This window comes from Plantibacter sp. VKM Ac-2885, assembly GCF_015351205.1.
GTDB lineage: Bacteria > Actinomycetota > Actinomycetes > Actinomycetales > Microbacteriaceae > Plantibacter > Plantibacter auratus.
Genome location: NZ_JADKSK010000002.1, coordinates 1,408,684 through 1,426,046 on the forward strand (window position 1 = coordinate 1,408,684; position 17,363 = coordinate 1,426,046).

Annotated in this window: 16 protein-coding genes; 15 read left to right on the forward strand and 1 reads right to left on the reverse strand. The window is 70.3% G+C overall.

Annotated elements, in window-relative coordinates:
* The first annotated feature begins 20 nt into the window (after nucleotides 1-20).
* Both infB and rbfA read left to right on the forward strand, forming a co-directional pair.
* Nucleotides 21-2,789, forward strand: a complete 2,769-nt coding sequence (infB, locus tag ITJ66_RS18960; RefSeq protein WP_194645584.1) for a translation initiation factor IF-2 — start codon at nucleotides 21-23, stop codon at nucleotides 2,787-2,789.
* Between the two features lie 118 nt (nucleotides 2,790-2,907).
* A complete protein-coding gene (gene rbfA, locus ITJ66_RS18965) occupies nucleotides 2,908-3,345 on the forward strand; it encodes a 30S ribosome-binding factor RbfA (RefSeq protein WP_079707157.1) in 438 nt (145 codons plus the stop codon).
* Between the two features lie 299 nt (nucleotides 3,346-3,644).
* Here rbfA and ITJ66_RS18970 read toward each other — a convergent pair whose 3' ends face one another.
* Nucleotides 3,645-4,529, reverse strand: a complete 885-nt coding sequence (locus ITJ66_RS18970; RefSeq protein ID WP_307783492.1) for an A/G-specific adenine glycosylase — start codon at nucleotides 4,527-4,529, stop codon at nucleotides 3,645-3,647.
* A gap of 38 nt (nucleotides 4,530-4,567) precedes the next feature.
* Between ITJ66_RS18970 and ITJ66_RS18975 the strand changes: the two genes are divergently transcribed.
* From ITJ66_RS18975 to ITJ66_RS19035, 13 genes are all read left to right on the forward strand, one after another.
* Complete coding sequence (locus tag ITJ66_RS18975; protein ID WP_137243271.1) at nucleotides 4,568-5,242, forward strand: uridine kinase; 675 nt, start codon at nucleotides 4,568-4,570, stop codon at nucleotides 5,240-5,242.
* Nucleotides 5,243-5,306: 64 nt separating this feature from the next.
* Nucleotides 5,307-6,242, forward strand: coding sequence for a tRNA pseudouridine(55) synthase TruB (gene truB, locus ITJ66_RS18980; RefSeq protein ID WP_137243270.1), 936 nt, complete (start codon nucleotides 5,307-5,309; stop codon nucleotides 6,240-6,242).
* Complete coding sequence (locus ITJ66_RS18985) at nucleotides 6,239-6,607, forward strand: hypothetical protein (protein WP_064294504.1); 369 nt, start codon at nucleotides 6,239-6,241, stop codon at nucleotides 6,605-6,607. The genes truB and ITJ66_RS18985 overlap by 4 nt, the downstream gene beginning before the upstream one ends.
* Before the next feature lie 102 nt (nucleotides 6,608-6,709).
* A complete protein-coding gene (locus ITJ66_RS18990; RefSeq protein WP_064294503.1) occupies nucleotides 6,710-7,129 on the forward strand; it encodes a hypothetical protein in 420 nt (139 codons plus the stop codon).
* Nucleotides 7,126-8,058, forward strand: a complete 933-nt coding sequence (locus ITJ66_RS18995; RefSeq protein ID WP_064294502.1) for a bifunctional riboflavin kinase/FAD synthetase — start codon at nucleotides 7,126-7,128, stop codon at nucleotides 8,056-8,058. Before ITJ66_RS18990 ends, ITJ66_RS18995 begins: the two co-directional genes overlap by 4 nt.
* A gap of 101 nt (nucleotides 8,059-8,159) precedes the next feature.
* Entirely contained in the window at nucleotides 8,160-8,867 is a 708-nt protein-coding gene (locus ITJ66_RS19000; protein ID WP_137243269.1) for a hypothetical protein, read from the forward strand.
* Nucleotides 8,864-10,099, forward strand: a complete 1,236-nt coding sequence (locus ITJ66_RS19005; RefSeq protein ID WP_079707148.1) for an MFS transporter — start codon at nucleotides 8,864-8,866, stop codon at nucleotides 10,097-10,099. Before ITJ66_RS19000 ends, ITJ66_RS19005 begins: the two co-directional genes overlap by 4 nt.
* Nucleotides 10,100-10,244: 145 nt before the next feature.
* A complete protein-coding gene (locus ITJ66_RS19010) occupies nucleotides 10,245-11,246 on the forward strand; it encodes a sugar-binding transcriptional regulator (protein WP_137243268.1) in 1,002 nt (333 codons plus the stop codon).
* Nucleotides 11,243-12,265, forward strand: coding sequence for a deoxyribose-phosphate aldolase (gene deoC, locus ITJ66_RS19015; RefSeq protein ID WP_194645585.1), 1,023 nt, complete (start codon nucleotides 11,243-11,245; stop codon nucleotides 12,263-12,265). The genes ITJ66_RS19010 and deoC overlap by 4 nt, the downstream gene beginning before the upstream one ends.
* 6 nt (nucleotides 12,266-12,271) lie before the next feature.
* Nucleotides 12,272-13,768 (forward strand): aldehyde dehydrogenase family protein, encoded by a 1,497-nt coding sequence (locus ITJ66_RS19020; protein ID WP_192018573.1) that lies wholly within the window; start codon nucleotides 12,272-12,274, stop codon nucleotides 13,766-13,768.
* Nucleotides 13,765-14,625, forward strand: a complete 861-nt coding sequence (locus ITJ66_RS19025) for an aldehyde dehydrogenase (RefSeq protein ID WP_194645587.1) — start codon at nucleotides 13,765-13,767, stop codon at nucleotides 14,623-14,625. Before ITJ66_RS19020 ends, ITJ66_RS19025 begins: the two co-directional genes overlap by 4 nt.
* Nucleotides 14,626-14,715: 90 nt before the next feature.
* Nucleotides 14,716-16,314 carry an SDR family oxidoreductase gene (locus ITJ66_RS19030; protein WP_086473915.1) on the forward strand — a complete coding sequence of 533 codons (1,599 nt, stop codon included), beginning with the start codon at nucleotides 14,716-14,718 and terminating at the stop codon, nucleotides 16,312-16,314.
* A gap of 9 nt (nucleotides 16,315-16,323) precedes the next feature.
* On the forward strand, nucleotides 16,324-17,322 hold the full coding sequence (locus ITJ66_RS19035) for a malate dehydrogenase (RefSeq protein WP_191941373.1): 999 nt from the start codon (nucleotides 16,324-16,326) through the stop codon (nucleotides 17,320-17,322).
* Nucleotides 17,323-17,363 lie beyond the last annotated feature (41 nt).

Genomic DNA, 17,363 nt, shown 5'->3' on the forward strand with positions numbered 1-17,363 from the left:
CAAGCTCAGACAGGAGAATTGTGGCTGCAAAACCACGTGTACACGAGATCGCATCCGAACTCGGAGTAGACAGCAAGATCGCCATGGCGAAGCTCAAGGAATTGGGCGAGTTCGTCAAGGGACCGTCTTCCAGTATCGAACCACCGGTGGCCCGCAAGCTGCGCGCGGCCCTCGAGGCCGAGGGCGCGAAGGCGTCAGCCGCCCCCGCCGCCCCGGCGAAGCGACCGGCCACGCCCGGCGCTCCGACCCCGGGTCCCGCCGCTCCCAAGGCTCCGGCCCCCGCGGCACCCGCCCCCAAGGCCGAGGCGCCCGCTGCGCCTGCGCCGAAGCAGGCCGCCCCAGGCCCGAAGGCTCCGGCCGCCCCCGCCCCTGCGGCGGAGGCACCCGCAGCCGCTGCTCCGGCGGCACCGTCCGCACCCGCGGCTCCGACCGCCGGCGACTCGCCCTCCGGCGACGCCGCGAAGCCGGGCGGCCCCCGTCCCGGTGCTCCGCGTCCGGGGAACAACCCGTTCGCGTCCTCGCAGGGCATGGGCCAGCGCCCGACCGGCACGCCGCGTCCGGGGAACAACCCGTTCGCAGCGGCTCAGGGCATGGGTCAGCGTCCGAACCCCAGCAACATCCCGCGTCCGCAGGCTCCGCGCCCCGGCTCGCCCCGTCCGGGCGTCGGGCAGGGTCAGCGTCCCGGTGGCCCCGGTCGTCCGGGTGGCGCAGGTCGTCCCGCCGGTGGCGGCGGCTTCCGTCCCGGTGGCGCCGGTGGCGGCTTCCGTCCCGGTGGTGCCCCCGGTGGTGCACCAGCCGGTGGATTCGCGGGTCGCCCTGGTGGCGGCGGCGGTCGTGGTCGCGGACCCGGCGGTGGTACCGCAGGTGCCTTCGGTCGCGGTGGCGGCAAGAGCAAGGCACGTAAGTCGAAGCGGACGAAGAGGGCCGAATTCGAGCTGCGGGAAGCCCCGTCGCTCGGCGGCGTGAGCGTCCCCCGCGGCGACGGCAACACCATCATCCGTCTGCGTCGTGGCGCGTCCATCTCGGACTTCGCCGACAAGATCGACGCCAGCCCCGGCAACCTCGTCACCGTGCTGTTCCACCTCGGTGAGATGGCGACGGCGACGGAGTCGCTCGACGAGGCGACCTTCGACGTGCTCGGTTCCGAGCTCGGCTACAAGATCCAGATGGTCTCGCCCGAGGACGAGGACCGGGAGCTCCTCGAGGGCTTCGACATCGACCTCGACCAGGAGCTGGAGGACGAGTCCGACGAGGACCTCGCCGTCCGTCCTCCCGTGGTCACCGTCATGGGTCACGTCGACCACGGTAAGACGCGCCTCCTCGACGCCATCCGCAACGCGAACGTCGTCGCCGGCGAGGCCGGTGGCATCACGCAGCACATCGGTGCGTACCAGGTCGTCGCAGAGCACGAGGGCATCGAGCGTCCGATCACCTTCATCGACACCCCGGGTCACGAGGCGTTCACCGCCATGCGTGCTCGTGGTGCGCAGGTCACCGACATCGCGATCCTCGTGGTCGCGGCCGACGACGGCATCATGCCGCAGACGGTGGAGGCCTTGAACCACGCGCAGGCGGCCAACGTGCCGATCGTCGTCGCGGTCAACAAGGTGGACAAGCCCGACGCCAACCCGGCCAAGGTGCGCCAGCAGCTGACCGAATACGGCCTCGTCGCCGAGGAGTACGGCGGAGACGTCATGTTCGTCGACGTCTCGGCTCGTGCCGGCACCGGCATCAAGGACCTCCTCGACGCCGTGCTGCTCACCGCGGACGCCGGTCTCGACCTGCGCGCCAACCCGAACAAGGATGCACGCGGTGTGGCCATCGAGGCCAAGCTCGACAAGGGCCGCGGTTCGGTCGCGACCGTCCTCATCCAGTCGGGTACGCTCCGCGTCGGTGACGCGATCGTCGCCGGTACGGCCTACGGCCGCGTCCGTGCGATGGTCGACGAGAACGGCGACACCGTCGCCGAGGCGGGTCCCTCGCGTCCCGTCCAGGTGCAGGGCCTCTCGAGTGTTCCTCGGGCCGGCGACACCTTCCTCGTCACCGAGGAGGACCGCACCGCGCGTCAGATCGCCGAGAAGCGTGAGGCCGCGGAGCGCAACGCCGCTCTGGCCAAGGCTCGCAAGCGCATCTCGCTCGAGGACTTCACCCGTGCACTCGAAGAGGGCAAGGTCGAGTCGCTCAACCTCATCATCAAGGGTGACGTCTCCGGTGCCGTCGAGGCACTCGAGGAGTCGCTGCTCAAGATCGACGTCGACGACAGCGTCCAGCTGCGGATCATCCACCGCGGTGTCGGTGCGGTCACCGAGTCCGACGTCAACCTCGCCACGATCGACAACGCGATCATCATCGGGTTCAACGTGCGCCCCGACCCGAAGGCCCGCGAGCGTGCGGCCCGTGAAGGTGTGGACGTCCGGTTCTACTCGGTCATCTACAACGCACTCGAGGACGTCGAGCAGAGCCTCACCGGCATGCTCAAGCCCGAGTACGAAGAGGTCCAGTCCGGTGTCGCCGAGATCCGCGAGGTGTTCCGTTCCTCCAAGTTCGGCAACATCGCGGGTGTCATCGTCCGCTCGGGCACGATCACGAGGAACGCCAAGGCGCGGGTCATCCGCGACGGCGTCGTGGTCGGCGACAGCCTGGCGATCGAATCGCTGCGTCGGTTCAAGGACGACGTCACCGAGGTGCGTACGGACTTCGAGGCCGGTATCGGTCTCGGCAAGTTCAACGACATCCAGATCGGCGACGAGATCGAGACGATCGAAATGAAGGAGAAGCCGCGCGGCTAGTCCGCTCGGCCGGTCCCCGTCGTCCTCCTCCGGGAGGGCGGCGGGGATTCCTGCTTGTATTGTGTGTGCAGCATCCGTCGGGCGGCCCTCCGCCCGACGGTCATCAGAGGAGGACGAGATGGCAGAGAACCCCAGGGCCCGCAAGTTGGCGGACCGCATCAAGGAAGTCATCGCCAAACGGCTCGACAAGGGCATCCGCGACCCGCGGCTCGGCTTCGTGACGATCACCGATGTACAGGTGACCGGCGACCTCCAGCACGCGAACGTGTTCTACACGGTGTACGGCTCCGACGAGGAACGCGCCGACACTTCGGCCGCGCTCGAGTCCGCCAAGGGCCTGTTGCGTGCCGAGATCGGCCGCAACATCAACACCCGGCTGACGCCGAGCCTCGACTTCTTCCTGGACGCGATCCCGGAGAACGCGCAGCACATCGAAGACCTGCTGCGCGAGGCGAAGAACCGCGACACCGAGGTGGCCGGGCTTGCCGCCGGTGCCGCCTACGCCGGCGACGAGGACCCCTACGTCAAGCCGCGCGACGTGGACGCCGAGGACTAGACACCTCGCACAACCCCTTCGACAGGCTCAGGGACCGGGATTCCTTCATCCGGTCACTGAGCCTGTCGACGAGGGGATTCCTTCGTTCGGTCACTGAGCTTGTCGACGAGGGGATTCCTTCGTTCGGTCACTGAGCTTGTCGAAGTGCGGATTCCTTCGTTCGGTCACTGAGCTTGTCGAAGTGCGCCCTTCGACAGGCTCAGGGCCCGTTTGAGGCTGAGGGGCCGTTTGGGGCTCAGGGGCGGTTCGGGCTGAGGGGCCGCATAAGGCTCAGAGACCGGGCAGGGCTCAGGGACCGGTCAGTCGTGGGGGAGGGCGTACCCGCCGTCGACGCGCACCGCGAGGCGGTCGGCGACCAGTCCGGCGAGTGCGCGGTCGAACTGCTCGCCGTCGGGCCAGAGCGCCCGGAGCTCCTCGTCCGTCAGTGAGCGGTGGGTCGAGCGGAGCTCGGCCATGATGATGCCCCGGACCTGTCGGTCGCTGCCCGCGAACTGCTTCTGCTTCGTCTTGACCGGTCCGTCGTAGGCCGGGTATCCCGCCGCGCGCCACGCGCACACCTCGCGGAGCGGACACTCCTCGCACCGCGGGGCTCGAGCCGTGCAGACCACCGCGCCGATCTCCATCAACCCTGCGTTGAAGACGGCTGCCTCCGAGCGGGACTCCGGCAGGAGCGCCTCCATGGCGGGGAGGTCCGCCTTGGCGTTCGGTGGGCCGGGCTCGCCTTGGCCGCGGACGGCGCGGGCGATGACCCGTCGGGTGTTCGTGTCCACCACCGGGTGCCGGTCCCCATAGGCGAAGACGGCGACGGCGCGGGCGGTGTAGTCGCCGATGCCGGTGAGCGCCAGGAGCTGGTCCACGTCCGACGGGACGATGCCGTCGTGCCGTTCGGCGATCTGGGTGGCCGCCGCATGGAGCCAGAGCGCTCGGCGCGGATAGCCGAGTCGGCCCCAGGCGCGGACGGCTTCGGCCGGTGGTTCGGCCGCCAGGTCGGCGGGCGTCGGCCAGCGCCCGAGCCACTCCTCGAGCCGCGGGATCACCCGGCTGACCTGCGTCTGCTGGAGCATGAACTCCGACACGAGCGTGCCCCAGGCGGGGAACCCCGGGCGTCGCCACGGGAGGTCGCGCGCGTTGGTGCGGAACCATCCCGTCACGAGCGGGGCGAGGTCGGAGGGTTCGGGCGGCACCGCACCAGCCTACGATCCGCGCGGGTAGGCTCGGCGCTATGAAGCTCGTCACGACACCACGGATCGAGTTGCTCCGGCAGCTGCGAGACCAGTTCCAGCGGGACTACCCACGAGGCCGCACCCTCATCGCGGTGGACGGCGTCAGCGGCTCCGGCACGGCGGCGTTCGCCGACGGACTGGCCGAGGTGTTCGACGAGGCCGGACGCGCGGTGTTCCGTGCCTCGATCGACGACTTCCACCGTCCTCGCGAGGAACGGTACGCGCGGGGGCGGGACTCGGCCGAGGGCTACTGGCTCGACTCGTTCGACTATTCGCTGTTCCGCCGGGTGCTCGTCGAACCCTTCCGACTGGCAGGCAGCGCCGGCTTCCAACTCGTCGGGTTCGACGAGCAGCGCGACGTCGGCGCTCCCTTGCGTTGGACGACCGGCCCGCAGGACGCCGTCCTCATCGTCGACGGCGTCTTCCTGAACCGTCCCGAGCTCCGCGGCCTCTGGCATGCGTCGGTCTGGCTCGACGTCCCGATGGCGACGGCCTACGAGCGGCTGCACGAGCGCCTCGGCGTCGACGGCGACCCGACGGCGCCGTCCAACGCGCGCTACGTGGGCGGGCAGGCGCTCTACCGCAAGGACGACGACCCGACCGCGCGGGCGACCGCCCTCGTGGACAACACGGACGAGCGGCACCCACGGCGGATCTTCGCCGACTTCTGCTGAGCGCCGCCGCCCAGGGGTGCTCCGGCCGCCCGGCGGTGCCGACCGCCGCTGGTACCGTTGCAAGGTGGTCGAGAACAGCACAGCAGCACCCGGGTCGGCGTCCGCCCGTCCCGGTATCCTCCTCATCGACAAACCGCAGGGGCACACCTCCCACGACGCGGTCGCCCGGGTGCGACGGCTCGCCGGCACGCGCAAGGTGGGGCATGCGGGAACGCTCGATCCCATGGCCACCGGGCTGCTCGTGTTGGGCACGCGCTCGTCGACCCGACTGCTGACGTTCATCGTCGGTCTCGACAAGGAGTACACGGCGACCATCCGCCTCGGCGAGGCGACCTCCACCGACGACGCCGAAGGTGAGGTCACCGAGCGCGCCGACCAGGCCGCGGTGGCAGCGGTGGACGACGATGCGATCATCGCCGCGATCCGTCCGCTGACGGGCGACATCGAGCAGGTGCCGAGCACGGTGAGCGCCATCAAGGTGGGCGGGAAGCGCGCCTACGCCCTGGCCCGCGAGGGGATCGAGGTGGAGCTGAAGTCCCGTGCGGTCACCGTCAGTGCGTTCGACGTGCTGGCCATCCGTCGGGATGGTGCGGCCGTCGACGTCGACGTCCGGGTCGTCTGCTCCTCCGGCACCTACATCCGTGCCCTCGCCCGCGACCTGGGGGCTTCCCTCGGCGTCGGCGGCCATCTCACCGCGCTTCGCCGGACCCGGATCGGACCCTTCGACGTCACAGACGCGTCGACGATCGACGACCTCGACGTTGAGACGGCGCTGTTGCACCCGGCCGACGTCGCGAAGCGCCTGTTCGGTGCCCTCGAGCTCACGGAGCAGGAGGCGGTCGACCTCGGCCACGGGAAGCGGCTCGAACGCGAGCTGCCGGCCGGCCACACCGGTCCGATCGCCGCCCTCGCGCCGGACGGCAGACTGGTGGGGCTCGTCGAGCGCCGTGGCGGTTTGCTCAAGTCGGTCGTGAACTTCCCGGCGGAGGAATCGGCATGATCGAGTGGTTCACCCTCGCCCAGATCGCGGTCGCGGTCGTGGCCGGGCTCCTCTGCATCGTGCTCGGGTTCGCCGGGCGCGCGCCGAACGACCTGACGATGGGGGCGACGGCACTCGTCGAGGTCCTCCTCATCGCGCAACTGGTGGTGGCGATCGCCGCGCCCGCGTTCGGGAACACCGCCACGGGGAGTGTGCCCGAGTTCTACACCTACCTCGTCTCCGCGATGATCCTGCCGATCGCCGGCGGGTTCTGGGCGCTCGTCGAGCGCACCCGATGGTCGACGGTCGTCCTCGGCGTCGTCTGTCTCGCGATCGCGGTGATGCTCTACCGCATGGAGCAGATCTGGACCGTCCAGCTCGGCTGACCGTCGGCGCACCGACGGCGGTGGAGGACGACGGCACCGCAGCTCGCGTGACCGTCGCGAAGTGTCTGGGCGAGGGCCTGCGTCGCATAGAATCGTCGGGTCATGCCTCTCCCCACCACCGCTCCAGCCCGCCCACGCGTCCGTGGTGTCGGGGTCGTGCTCGTCGCCGTCTACGGCATCCTGGCGCTCGCCGCCACCGGCCGGTCCGTGGTGCAGATCACGACCAAGTTCGACGAGGCGCCACTGGCCTATCTGCTCTCGGCCGTCGCCGCGGTGGTGTACATCCTGGCGACCGTCTCGCTCGTCGCTCCAGGCGCCGTCTGGCGGCGGATCGCATGGGCCACGATCTCCTTCGAGCTCGCCGGGGTCCTGATCGTCGGCTTGCTGAGCCTGCTCGATCCCGAGCTGTTCCCCCACGACACGGTCTGGTCCGGCTTCGGCCGCGGCTATGTCTACATCCCGCTCGTCCTCCCGGTCCTCGGACTGTGGTGGTTGGCCGGACATCGGCGTACCGGCAAATGATCACGTTCACCGAGCTCGACCAGGTCCCAGACGCGTTCGGACCGTCGGCCGTCACCATCGGCAAGTTCGACGGCGTCCACACGGGTCACCGTGCGGTCGTCGCCGCGCTCCTCGAGGAGGCCGCGGCAGCCGGTCTCAGCTCCGTCGCCGTCACCTTCGACCGCAACCCGCTGAGTCTCATCAACCCCGACCGCTGCCCGGCGTCGCTCGTGAGCAACGAGCAGAAGCTCGGTCTCCTGGCGGACGCCGGGGTCGACGCGGCCCTGCTGCTGCGCTTCGACCAGACCCTGGCCCAGCTCACGCCGGAGGAGTTCGTCACCTCGATCCTCGTCGGAGCGTTGCATGCCAAGACGGTCCTCGTCGGCGAGGACTTCCGCTTCGGCCATCGCGGCCTCGGCACGGTCGCCACGCTGGAGTCGTTCGGTGAGGTCTACGGCTTCTCCGTGCGCGTCGTGGACGACGTCCGTCCCGGCGGCGGGCGTCGGGTGTCGTCCACCTGGATCCGCGAACTCCTCGAGGAGGGGGACGTCCGCGAGGCGTCGCGGCTCCTCGGTCGTCCGCCCGGCGTGCGGGGTGTCGTCGTCCACGGCGCCAAGCGTGGCCGGGAACTCGGCTTCCCGACCGCCAACCTGTCTCCCGATTCGCAGGGTCTCATCCCCGCGGACGGCGTGTATGCAGGGTGGCTGTTCTGGCGAGGACGTCGGTATCCGGCGGCGATCTCGGTCGGGAACAACCCGACCTTCGACGGCGTCCCGCAGAAGCAGGTCGAGGCCTACGTCCTCGACGAGACCGATCTCGACCTCTACGACGACGAGGTCGAGGTGCAGTTCGTCGAGCGCATCCGCGGGATGGTCGCCTTCACCGGGATCGAGCCGCTCATCGTGCAGATGACCGACGACGTCGAGCGCGCGCGCCGGATGCTGTCCTAGCCGACGCGCTGCGTCTCGGGGTGTCTCCGACGCGCATGAACGTGCCGATCGATAGGCTGGTGAACGCCCGTTCGGGCCACATCACCCGGGGGAATCCAACCATGCACTCACGTCTTCGTGTCCTGCCTGCGCTCGTCGCGGGTCTCCTGCTCCTCGTCGGCTGTGCGCCGCAAGCGGCTGCGCCGAGTGCCAGCCCGACGACGACCGCAACGTCGTCCACACCCACGGCGGCACCCGCGCCGGTGGCCTCGCGCGTCGTGATCGGCGCGGAGACCGTGGAGGTCGTCGCGGAGGACGACACGCTGATCGCCTCTGCGCGCTACTTCGACCCCGCCGCATCGCTCGTTGCAGCCCTCACGGCCGCGTTCGGCGCAGACCCCGTCGTCTCAGCCGATCCCGCTGGGAACGAGACCCCACCCGGCACCCGCTACACCTGGGGTGGCCTGGCCGTCGTCGAGAGCGACGTCGAGCAGAGCGAGCCGTACACCCCTGCGACGGTCGTGTTCGTCGAGTCCGCCGAGGAGTCGGGTGTCCGGATCGAGGTGGTCGGTGGCTACGCTGTGGGCGACGACACCGAAGCCGTGGCTGCGGAGGTCTCGGGTGCCGAGGGAGCCGCACCGGAGGATGTCCAGCGCTACACCCTGCCTGACGGTACGCCAGGGGTGTTCATCCGGGCCGACGTCACGCCCATCCCGCCGGTGGGGGACGAGCCGGGAGTCGAATCCCGGTCCTGGGCGGTCGGCGTGATCGGTTCGGACGCCGCACCGATCGAGCGTGTCGTGGCGCCGTCGCCGAACTGGGGCGCGTGACTCCCGAAACCCCGCCCCTGTGGCGGGGGAGGGCCCTCGCGCTCGTCGGTATCGTGCTGGTCGCGGCGAACCTCCGCACGGCCGTCACCTCGCTGTCGCCGATCTTCGCCGAGATCGACGGCGACATCGGCGTGGGGTCGGTCGGGCTGGGGCTCCTCGGGATGCTGCCGCCACTGTGCTTCGCCCTCTTCGGCGTCTTCACCCCGCGACTCGTGCGTCGGCTGCACCTCGAGCCGGTGCTGCTCATCGCACTCGGGTCGATCGTGGCCGGGCACCTCATGCGCTCGCTCGCCCCCGACTTCGCCGTCCTCGCGATCGGGAGTGCGCTCTGCTTCGCCGGGATCGGCATCGGCAACGTCGTGCTCCCACCGCTGGTCAAGAAGTACTTCCCCGACCGCGTCGGCCTCGTCACCTCCCTCTATGCGACGGTCCTGTCGGTCAGCACGTTCATCCCGCCGCTGATCGCCGTACCGGTCGCCGATGCGGCGGGGTGGCAGGTGTCGCTCGGGGTGTGGTCCATCGTCGCCATGCTCGCCGTGCTGCCCTGGATCACGCTCATCGTCCGGGAGCGTCGAGACGCCCGGGCCGCCGCCGCGACGGACCCCGAGATCGAGGAGGTGCCCCGCGCCGGTCGCGTCCTCGTCCACCGCTCGCCGATCGCGTGGGCCATCGCGGCGGTGTTCGCCACCTCGTCGCTGAACGCCTACGCGATGTTCACCTGGCTCCCGACCATCGTCGGTGACGTCGCCGGCGTCACCCCGGCCCAGGGTGGCCTGCTGCTCTCGCTCTTCTCCGCGATGGGTGTCCCGGCGAGCTTGATCGTCCCGATGCTCGTCGCGAGGCTGCGGAACGTCGCCGTCCTCGTCTACGTCGCGAGCGCGTGCTTCGTGCTCGGCTATCTCGGGCTGCTCCTGTGGCCGGCGACGCTCACGTGGCTGTGGGTGCTGCTGGCCGGGCTCGGCCCGCTGCTGTTCCCGCTCGCCCTCGTGCTCATCAACCTGCGGACGGCGACCCACGAGGGCGCGGTCGCCTTGAGCGGCTTTGTGCAGAGCGTCGGCTACACCCTCGGTGCACTCGGCCCCCTGGTCGTGAGCCTGTTGCACGCCGTGACCGGATCGTGGACCGTCCCGTTGCTGCTCCTGCTGGCCACGGGCGCGCTGTGCGCCATCGCCGGCCGGATCACCGGCCGACCGACGACGATCGAGGCAGACCTCGCAGCACGCGGTCGCTGACCGGTCTGTTTCGACCTCCGGACGGATCCCCGGCGGCGATGCGCATCCGCGCACCGGCCTCTGCTCATCTGAGCATGGGTACCAACAGGCGTTGTCCGGGTGGTGACGGCGTCCTAGGCTGGAGACGATCCGGAGGAGGCCCGAGGTGATCGAAAGCGACGAGCTGCTCGCGGTGCGCGCCGCGGAGCTGTACTACGACGAGACGAAGACCCAGGACGAGATCGGCGCGCTGCTCGGCATCACGCGGTGGAAGGTCGGTCGGCTCCTCGCCCAAGCCCGCGAACTCGGCTACATCCGCATCGAGATCGTGCACCCGCGCGCACGCCGCCTCCCACTCGAACGGGCGCTCCGCGAGCGCTTCGGACTCACGGACGCGGTCGTCGTGCCGAGTCCGAGTGACAGTGCCGACCTCCACGAACGCGTCGCGCGCGCGGCGGCCGACTACCTCGGTGCCATGCGACCGGTGCCGCGGACGCTCGGCGTGAGCTGGGGGAGGACACTCCGCGACATCGCCGACCACCTGTCCGACGGCTGGGCGACGGGGCTCTCCGTCGTGCAGATCAACGGCGGCGTGAGCCTCAACCAGCGCGTCGGCACCGCGGCCGCCACGGCTGCACGGATCGCCGAGAAGGGCCGTGGCGACGTCACCCTGCTCCCGAGCCCGGCGATCTTCGAGCGCCTGGAGACGAAGCTGAGCATCGAGTCGGACCGCACCGTCGCGGAGGTGCTCAGCACGGCCGCAGCGGCCGACACCTACCTGTACGGTGCCGGCGTGGCCGGGCCGGACTCCGCCCTCGTCCACAGCGGGTACCTCACGGCCGCGGACGTCGACGTCCTGGTCGCACGCGGTGCCGTCGGCGACGTCGTCGGGCGCTACATCGACGCCGAGGGCATGATCGTCGACCCCACACTCGACGAGCGCACGGTCGGGCTCGGACTCGAAGCGCTCCGACGTGCCGGTCGCAGCATCGCGGTCATCGCCGGAGCCCAGAAGCACGCCGTCGCGAGAGCCGTCGTCAGCAGCGGCCTCTGCACCGTGCTCGTCACCGACGAGGCGACCGCGACGGCACTCCTCGCCGACCACGAACCATCATCCGCCAAGCAGCACACCCCGGAGCAGGAACTGCTCGGAAGGAACGCACCATGACCACACCACCAGGCGACCTCGTGGCGAAGCCGACGGCGCTCGAACTCGTCGACGGCCCCGTCACCGATGCCAGCCTCAGACGCTACCTCGACGGCCTCGCGGGCGTCGACGCCGTCGGGCTCGAACAGCGCGCAGCGGATCTCGGAACGCGCTCGATCAAGACGACGTCGAAGGCCTGGGCGCTCGACCGCATCATCGAACTCATCGACCTCACCACCCTCGAGGGCGCCGACACCCCCGGCAAGGTGCGCTCCCTCGTGGCCAAGGCGATCACGCCGGACGCCGGGGACCCGACCACCCCGCGCGTCGCCGCGGTCTGTGTCTACGGCGACATGGTGCCGTACGCCGTCGAGGCGCTCGGCGCGGCGCACACGCAGCCGGGTGCGGGACACGACGCAGGCGGGATCAACGTCGCGGCGGTCGCGACGGCCTTCCCGAGCGGACGCGCCTCCCTCGCGGTCAAGCTGGCCGACACGGCCGACGCCGTCGACGCCGGAGCGGACGAGATCGACATGGTCATCGACCGGGGTGCGTTCCTCTCCGGTCGGTACGGCCAGGTCTTCGACGAGATCGTCGCGGTCAAGGAGGCCTGCCGTCGCAGCGACGGCACCTCGGCGCACCTCAAGGTCATCCTCGAGACCGGCGAGCTGAACACCTACGACAACGTGAAGCGCGCCTCCTGGCTCGCCATCCTCGCGGGCGGCGACTTCATCAAGACGTCCACCGGCAAGGTCGCGCCCGCGGCGACCCTCCCGGTCACCCTCCTCATGCTCGAGGTCGTCCGGGACTGGCACCGCCTCACCGGTGAGCAGATCGGTGTGAAGCCCGCCGGCGGCATCCGTTCCTCGAAGGACGCGATCAAGTACCTCGTGACCGTCGCGGAGACGGTCGGCGAGGAGTGGCTTCAGCCGCACCTGTTCCGCTTCGGTGCCTCGAGCCTCCTCAACGACGTGCTCCTGCAGCGTCAGAAACTCACCACCGGCCACTACTCCGGCCCCGACTACGTCACCATCGACTAGGACATCATGAGCTTCCTCGAATACGCACCAGCCCCGGAGTCGACCTCCGTCCTCCACCTCCGTTCCGAGTACGGCCTCTTCATCGACGGCGAGTTCACCGAGGGCACTGGTGGGACCTTCCAGACGATCTCGCCGAGCACCGAGCAGTCGATCGCGACGATCTCCGCCGCGAGTGACGCCGACGTCGATCGCGCCGTCACCGCCGCGCGGCGTGCCTACGACCGCGTCTGGTCGAAGCTGTCGGGCGCCGACCGCGGCAAGTACCTCTTCCGGATCGCGCGCCTCGTCCAGGAGCGCGCCCGCGAGCTCGCCGTGGCGGAGAGCCTCGACAACGGCAAGCCGATCAAGGAGTCCCGCGACGTCGACGTCCCGCTCGTCGCCGCCTGGTTCTTCTACTACGCCGGTTGGGCCGACAAGCTCGACTACGCGGGCCTCGGCGCGAACCCCCGTGCCCTCGGCGTGGCCGGGCAGGTCATCCCGTGGAACTTCCCGCTCCTCATGCTCGCGTGGAAGGTCGCACCGGCGCTCGCCGCGGGCAACACGGTCGTCATCAAGCCGGCCGAGACCACGCCGCTCACGGCGCTCATCTTCGCCGAGATCCTCCAGCAGGCCGAGCTGCCGGCCGGTGTCGTGAACATCGTCACGGGTGCCGGAGCGACCGGGGCGGCGATCGTGCGCCACCCCGACGTCAACAAGGTCGCCTTCACCGGGTCGACCGCCGTCGGGCGCGAGATCGCGAAGACCATCGCCGGCAGCGACAAGCGCCTGACGCTCGAGCTCGGTGGCAAGGCCGCGAACATCGTGTTCGACGACGCCCCCATCGACCAGGCCATCGAAGGCATCGTCAACGGCATCTTCTTCAACCAGGGTCACGTCTGCTGCGCCGGATCCCGGCTCCTCGTCCAGGAGAGCATCCACGACGAGGTCGTCGACCGCTTGAAGAGCCGTCTGCAGACGCTGCGCGTCGGCGACCCGCTCGACAAGAACACGGACGTCGGCGCGATCAACTCGGCCGAGCAGTTGGCCCGCATCCGCGAGCTCTCGGACATCGGCGAGCTCGAAGGCGCCGAACGGTGGAGCCCGGACTGCGAGCTGCCCCAGAACGGGTTCTGGTTCGCGCCGACGATCTTCACGAACGTGTCCACCAGCCACCGGATCGCTCGCGAGGAGATCTTCGGGCCGGTCCTCTCGGTCATGTCCTTCCGGACGCCCGCGGAGGCCATCGCGAAGGCGAACAACACCCCGTACGGACTGTCGGCCGGGATCTGGAGCGACAAGGGCAGCCGGATCCTCGCGGTCGCGGACAAGCTCCGCGCCGGCGTCATCTGGGCGAACACCTTCAACCGGTTCGATCCCGCCAGCCCGTTCGGCGGGTACCAGGAGTCCGGGTACGGCCGCGAGGGTGGCCGCCACGGGCTCGGTGCCTACCTCGCGCCGGCCGGTTCCGCACTGTCCGCCCCCACCGCGGCCCCCAAGGCTGCCAAGAAGGGAGCCCAGCGATGAGCCGGCTCACCATCCCGAAGACCTACAAGCTCGCCATCGGCGGCAAGTTCCCACGCAGCGAATCCGGAAGGACGTACGAGGTGACGAACGCCAAGGGGGAGTTCCTCGCGAACGCATCGCTCGCCTCGCGGAAGGACGCCCGCGACGCGGTGGTCGCCGCACGATCGGCACTCGCCGGTTGGTCGGGTGCCACCGCCTACAACCGCGGGCAGGTGCTGTACCGCATCGCCGAGCTGCTCGAGGGTCGCCGGGCGCAGTTCATCGAGGAGATCGTCCAGGCTGAAGGCGTCTCGCAGGCGAAGGCCGCAGCACAGGTCGACGAGGCCATCGACCTCTGGGTCTGGTACGCGGGCTGGGCGGACAAGTACGTCCAGGTGGTCGGGGGAGCGAACCCCGTCTCCGGTCCGTACTTCAACCTCTCGGTTCCGGAGCCGACGGGCGTCGTCGCGCTCATCGCGCCGCAGGACTCGTCGCTCCTCGGATTCGTGAGCGTCGTCGCTCCAGCGCTGGTCGCGGGGAACACGGTCGTCGTGATCGCGAGCGAGCGCCTGCCGCTCTCGTCGATCAGCCTCGCCGAGGTGCTCGCCACGAGTGACGTCCCCGGCGGCGTCGTGAACGTGCTGACCGGATCGCCGGCTGAGATGGCTCCGTGGCTCGCCTCGCACGCCGACGTCAACGCGATCGACCTCGCCGGCGCCGGAGCACTCGACTGGATCGAGCTCGAGGTCCTCGCGGCCGAGACGCTCAAGCGTGTGGTCCGCCCGAACGGTTCCCGGGGCTCGGTCCCGGCGAGCCTCGACCGCATCACCGCGTTCACCGAGGTGAAGACCGTCTGGCACACGAAGGCGCTCCTCTAGCGGATCGCGACGCCCACGGGGTGCTTGCACAGCGGCGCCCGGCTGTACAGCCGGGCGCCGCTGGCGTCGACGGGTCGTAACGTTGCATCCATGACCGAATCATCGACTCCGAAGCGCGTGCTCGTCACGGGTGCCACCGGCTACATCGGCGGGCGGCTCGTGCCGCGGCTGCTGGAGGCCGGGTACACGGTCCGGGTGCTCGTGCGCTCGCCGCAGAAGCTCACCGACGTGCCCTGGCGCGATCAGGTGGAGGTCGTCGAGGGTGATCTCGGTGACGCGGCTCAGGTCGCATCGGCCTGCGTGGACGTCGACGTCGTCTACTACCTCGTGCACTCCATGGGCGGCAAGGGCGACTTCGAGCAGACGGAGCTCGACGCCGCGGAGCACGTGGCCGCCGGCGCTGCCGCTGCAGGGGTGTCGCGCATCGTCTACCTCGGTGGCCTGCACCCCGAGGGCGTCGAGCTGTCGAAGCACCTGCGGTCCCGCACCGAGGTCGGGCGGATCCTGCTCGCCTCGGGCGTTCCGACGATCGTCCTGCAGGCCGGCGTGGTCATCGGTTCCGGATCGACCTCGTTCGAGATGATCCGCCATCTGACGGACATCCTGCCGTACATGCCGGCGCCGCGCTGGGTCCGGAACTTCATCCAGCCGATCGCGGTCCGTGACGTCCTGCACTACCTGCTGGCGAGCGCCGAGGTCGACCGCGACGTGAACCGGGCCTTCGACATCGGCGGCCCCGACGTCCTCCGGTACGGACAGATGATGAACGGCTACGCGGTCGAGGCCGGCCTCCCGCAGCGCCCGATCGCGCCGCTCCCGGTCCTCACCCCGTGGCTGGCCTCGCAGTGGGTGAACCTCGTGACGCCGATCCCACGCCGGCTCGCGTCGCCGATCATCGAGTCGCTGCTCGTCGACTGCGTCATGGGCGACCACGACATCGACGCGGTCATCCCGCCGCCGGAGGGCGGCCTGACGGGGTACCGACGCGCGGTGCGCCTGGCACTGCAGCGCATGCGGGACGGTGAGGTCGAGACCTCCTGGCGGAACGCGACCGTGGACGGCGCGCCGAGCGACCCGCTGCCGAGCGACCCCGACTGGGCCGGACACACCGTCTACATCGATCTCAAGGAGCGGAAGACCTCGGCGAGCGCCGACCGTCTCTTCTCGGTGATCGAGTCCATCGGCGGCGAGAACGGTTGGTACTCCTTCCCGTTGGCGTGGGCGATCCGTGGCTGGATGGACAAGCTCGTCGGTGGTGTCGGGTTGCGACGTGGTCGCGACGATCCGCAGCACCTGAGCGTCGGGGACGCCCTCGACTTCTGGCGCGTGGAGTACCTCGAACGCGGTCGGATGTTGCGCCTGCGCGCGGAGATGCGCGTGCCCGGTCTGGCATGGCTCGAGATGAGCGCGACCCCGGTCGGCGACGGCTCGGTCTACCGGCAGCGCGCCGTCTTCTTCCCGAAGGGGCTCGGCGGACGCCTCTACTGGTTCGCGATCCTGCCCTTCCACGGGATCATCTTCAACGGGATGGCGAACCGCATCACGGAGGCGGCGGTCGCGCTGCCGTCCGAGACCTCGGCCCAGCGGAAGAGCCGGGTGGGCCCGGTGTCTCCCGAGGAGCACGACGCAGTGGACTCCGCAGAGGCGGACATGCAGGCCTCCCGACCCACGCCGGAGGCCGCGGAGTAGCGTGGGCGTATGAGCGAACCCACCGTCGTCACCGTCACCGGAGCCGGAGGCCAGATCGGCTACTCCCTGCTCTTCCGCATCGCGTCAGGTCAGCTGCTGGGGCCGGATCGGCCCGTCGTCCTGCGCCTGCTCGAGATCCCGCAGGGTCTCGGAGCGGCCGAGGGCACGGCATTGGAACTGCAGGACTGCGCGTTCCCGCTCCTGGCGGGGGTCGAGGCGACGACCGAGATGTCGCGCGCCTTCGACGGGGTGGACGTCGCCCTGCTCGTCGGTGCCCGTCCACGTGGTCCGGGCATGGAGCGAGCCGACCTCCTCGCGGCCAACGGCGGGATCTTCGCACCGCAGGGCGCGGCGATCGGAGCCGGCGCGGCCGATGACGTGCGCGTCCTGGTGGTGGGCAACCCGGCCAACACGAACGCACTCATCGCGCAGTCGGCGGCAGGCGGGGTGCCGGCCGAACGGTTCACCGCCCTGACCCGACTCGACCACAACCGTGCCGTCGCGCAGTTGGCCGCCAAGACCGGCGCACCCGTGTCCGAGATCGACGGCGTCGTGATCTGGGGCAACCACTCGGCGACCCAGGTGCCGGACCTCTCCCACGCGACGGTCGGAGGTCGTCCGGCCCTCGAACTCGTCGACGAGGAGTGGATCGCCGACGAGTTCATCCCACGGGTGGCGAAGCGCGGTGCGGAGATCATCGCGGTGCGCGGCTCGTCGTCCGCCGCCTCGGCCGCTGCCGCCGCCATCGACCACGTGCATGACTGGGTGAACGGCACGGCGATCCCGGGCCGGCCGGAACGCTGGACCTCCGTGGCGCTTCCATCGGAGGGCTGGTACGGCGTGCCGGAGGGGCTCGTGAGTTCGTTCCCGGCCCGCTCGGTCGACGGACGCTGGGAGGTGGTCGAGGGGCTCGACGTCGCGCCCGTCTGGCAGCGCCGCATCGACGCCTCCGTGGCGGAACTCGAGGAGGAGCGGGCGGCGGTGCGGGCGCTCGACCTGCTCGGCTGACCCGGCGATCGCGTCCCGCGGACGGTTGCAAGGGGTACCCC

Coding starts and splice junctions, on each gene's coding strand:
- rbfA (WP_079707157.1), top strand. CDS start 2,908: ATGGCAGAGAACCCCAGGGCCCGCAAGTTGGCGGACCGCATCAAGGAA.
- ITJ66_RS18975 (WP_137243271.1), top strand. CDS start 4,568: ATGAAGCTCGTCACGACACCACGGATCGAGTTGCTCCGGCAGCTGCGA.
- ITJ66_RS18985 (WP_064294504.1), top strand. CDS start 6,239: ATGATCGAGTGGTTCACCCTCGCCCAGATCGCGGTCGCGGTCGTGGCC.
- ITJ66_RS18990 (WP_064294503.1), top strand. CDS start 6,710: ATGCCTCTCCCCACCACCGCTCCAGCCCGCCCACGCGTCCGTGGTGTC.
- ITJ66_RS18995 (WP_064294502.1), top strand. CDS start 7,126: ATGATCACGTTCACCGAGCTCGACCAGGTCCCAGACGCGTTCGGACCG.
- ITJ66_RS19000 (WP_137243269.1), top strand. CDS start 8,160: ATGCACTCACGTCTTCGTGTCCTGCCTGCGCTCGTCGCGGGTCTCCTG.
- deoC (WP_194645585.1), top strand. CDS start 11,243: ATGACCACACCACCAGGCGACCTCGTGGCGAAGCCGACGGCGCTCGAA.
- ITJ66_RS19020 (WP_192018573.1), top strand. CDS start 12,272: ATGAGCTTCCTCGAATACGCACCAGCCCCGGAGTCGACCTCCGTCCTC.
- ITJ66_RS19025 (WP_194645587.1), top strand. CDS start 13,765: ATGAGCCGGCTCACCATCCCGAAGACCTACAAGCTCGCCATCGGCGGC.
- ITJ66_RS19030 (WP_086473915.1), top strand. CDS start 14,716: ATGACCGAATCATCGACTCCGAAGCGCGTGCTCGTCACGGGTGCCACC.
- ITJ66_RS19035 (WP_191941373.1), top strand. CDS start 16,324: ATGAGCGAACCCACCGTCGTCACCGTCACCGGAGCCGGAGGCCAGATC.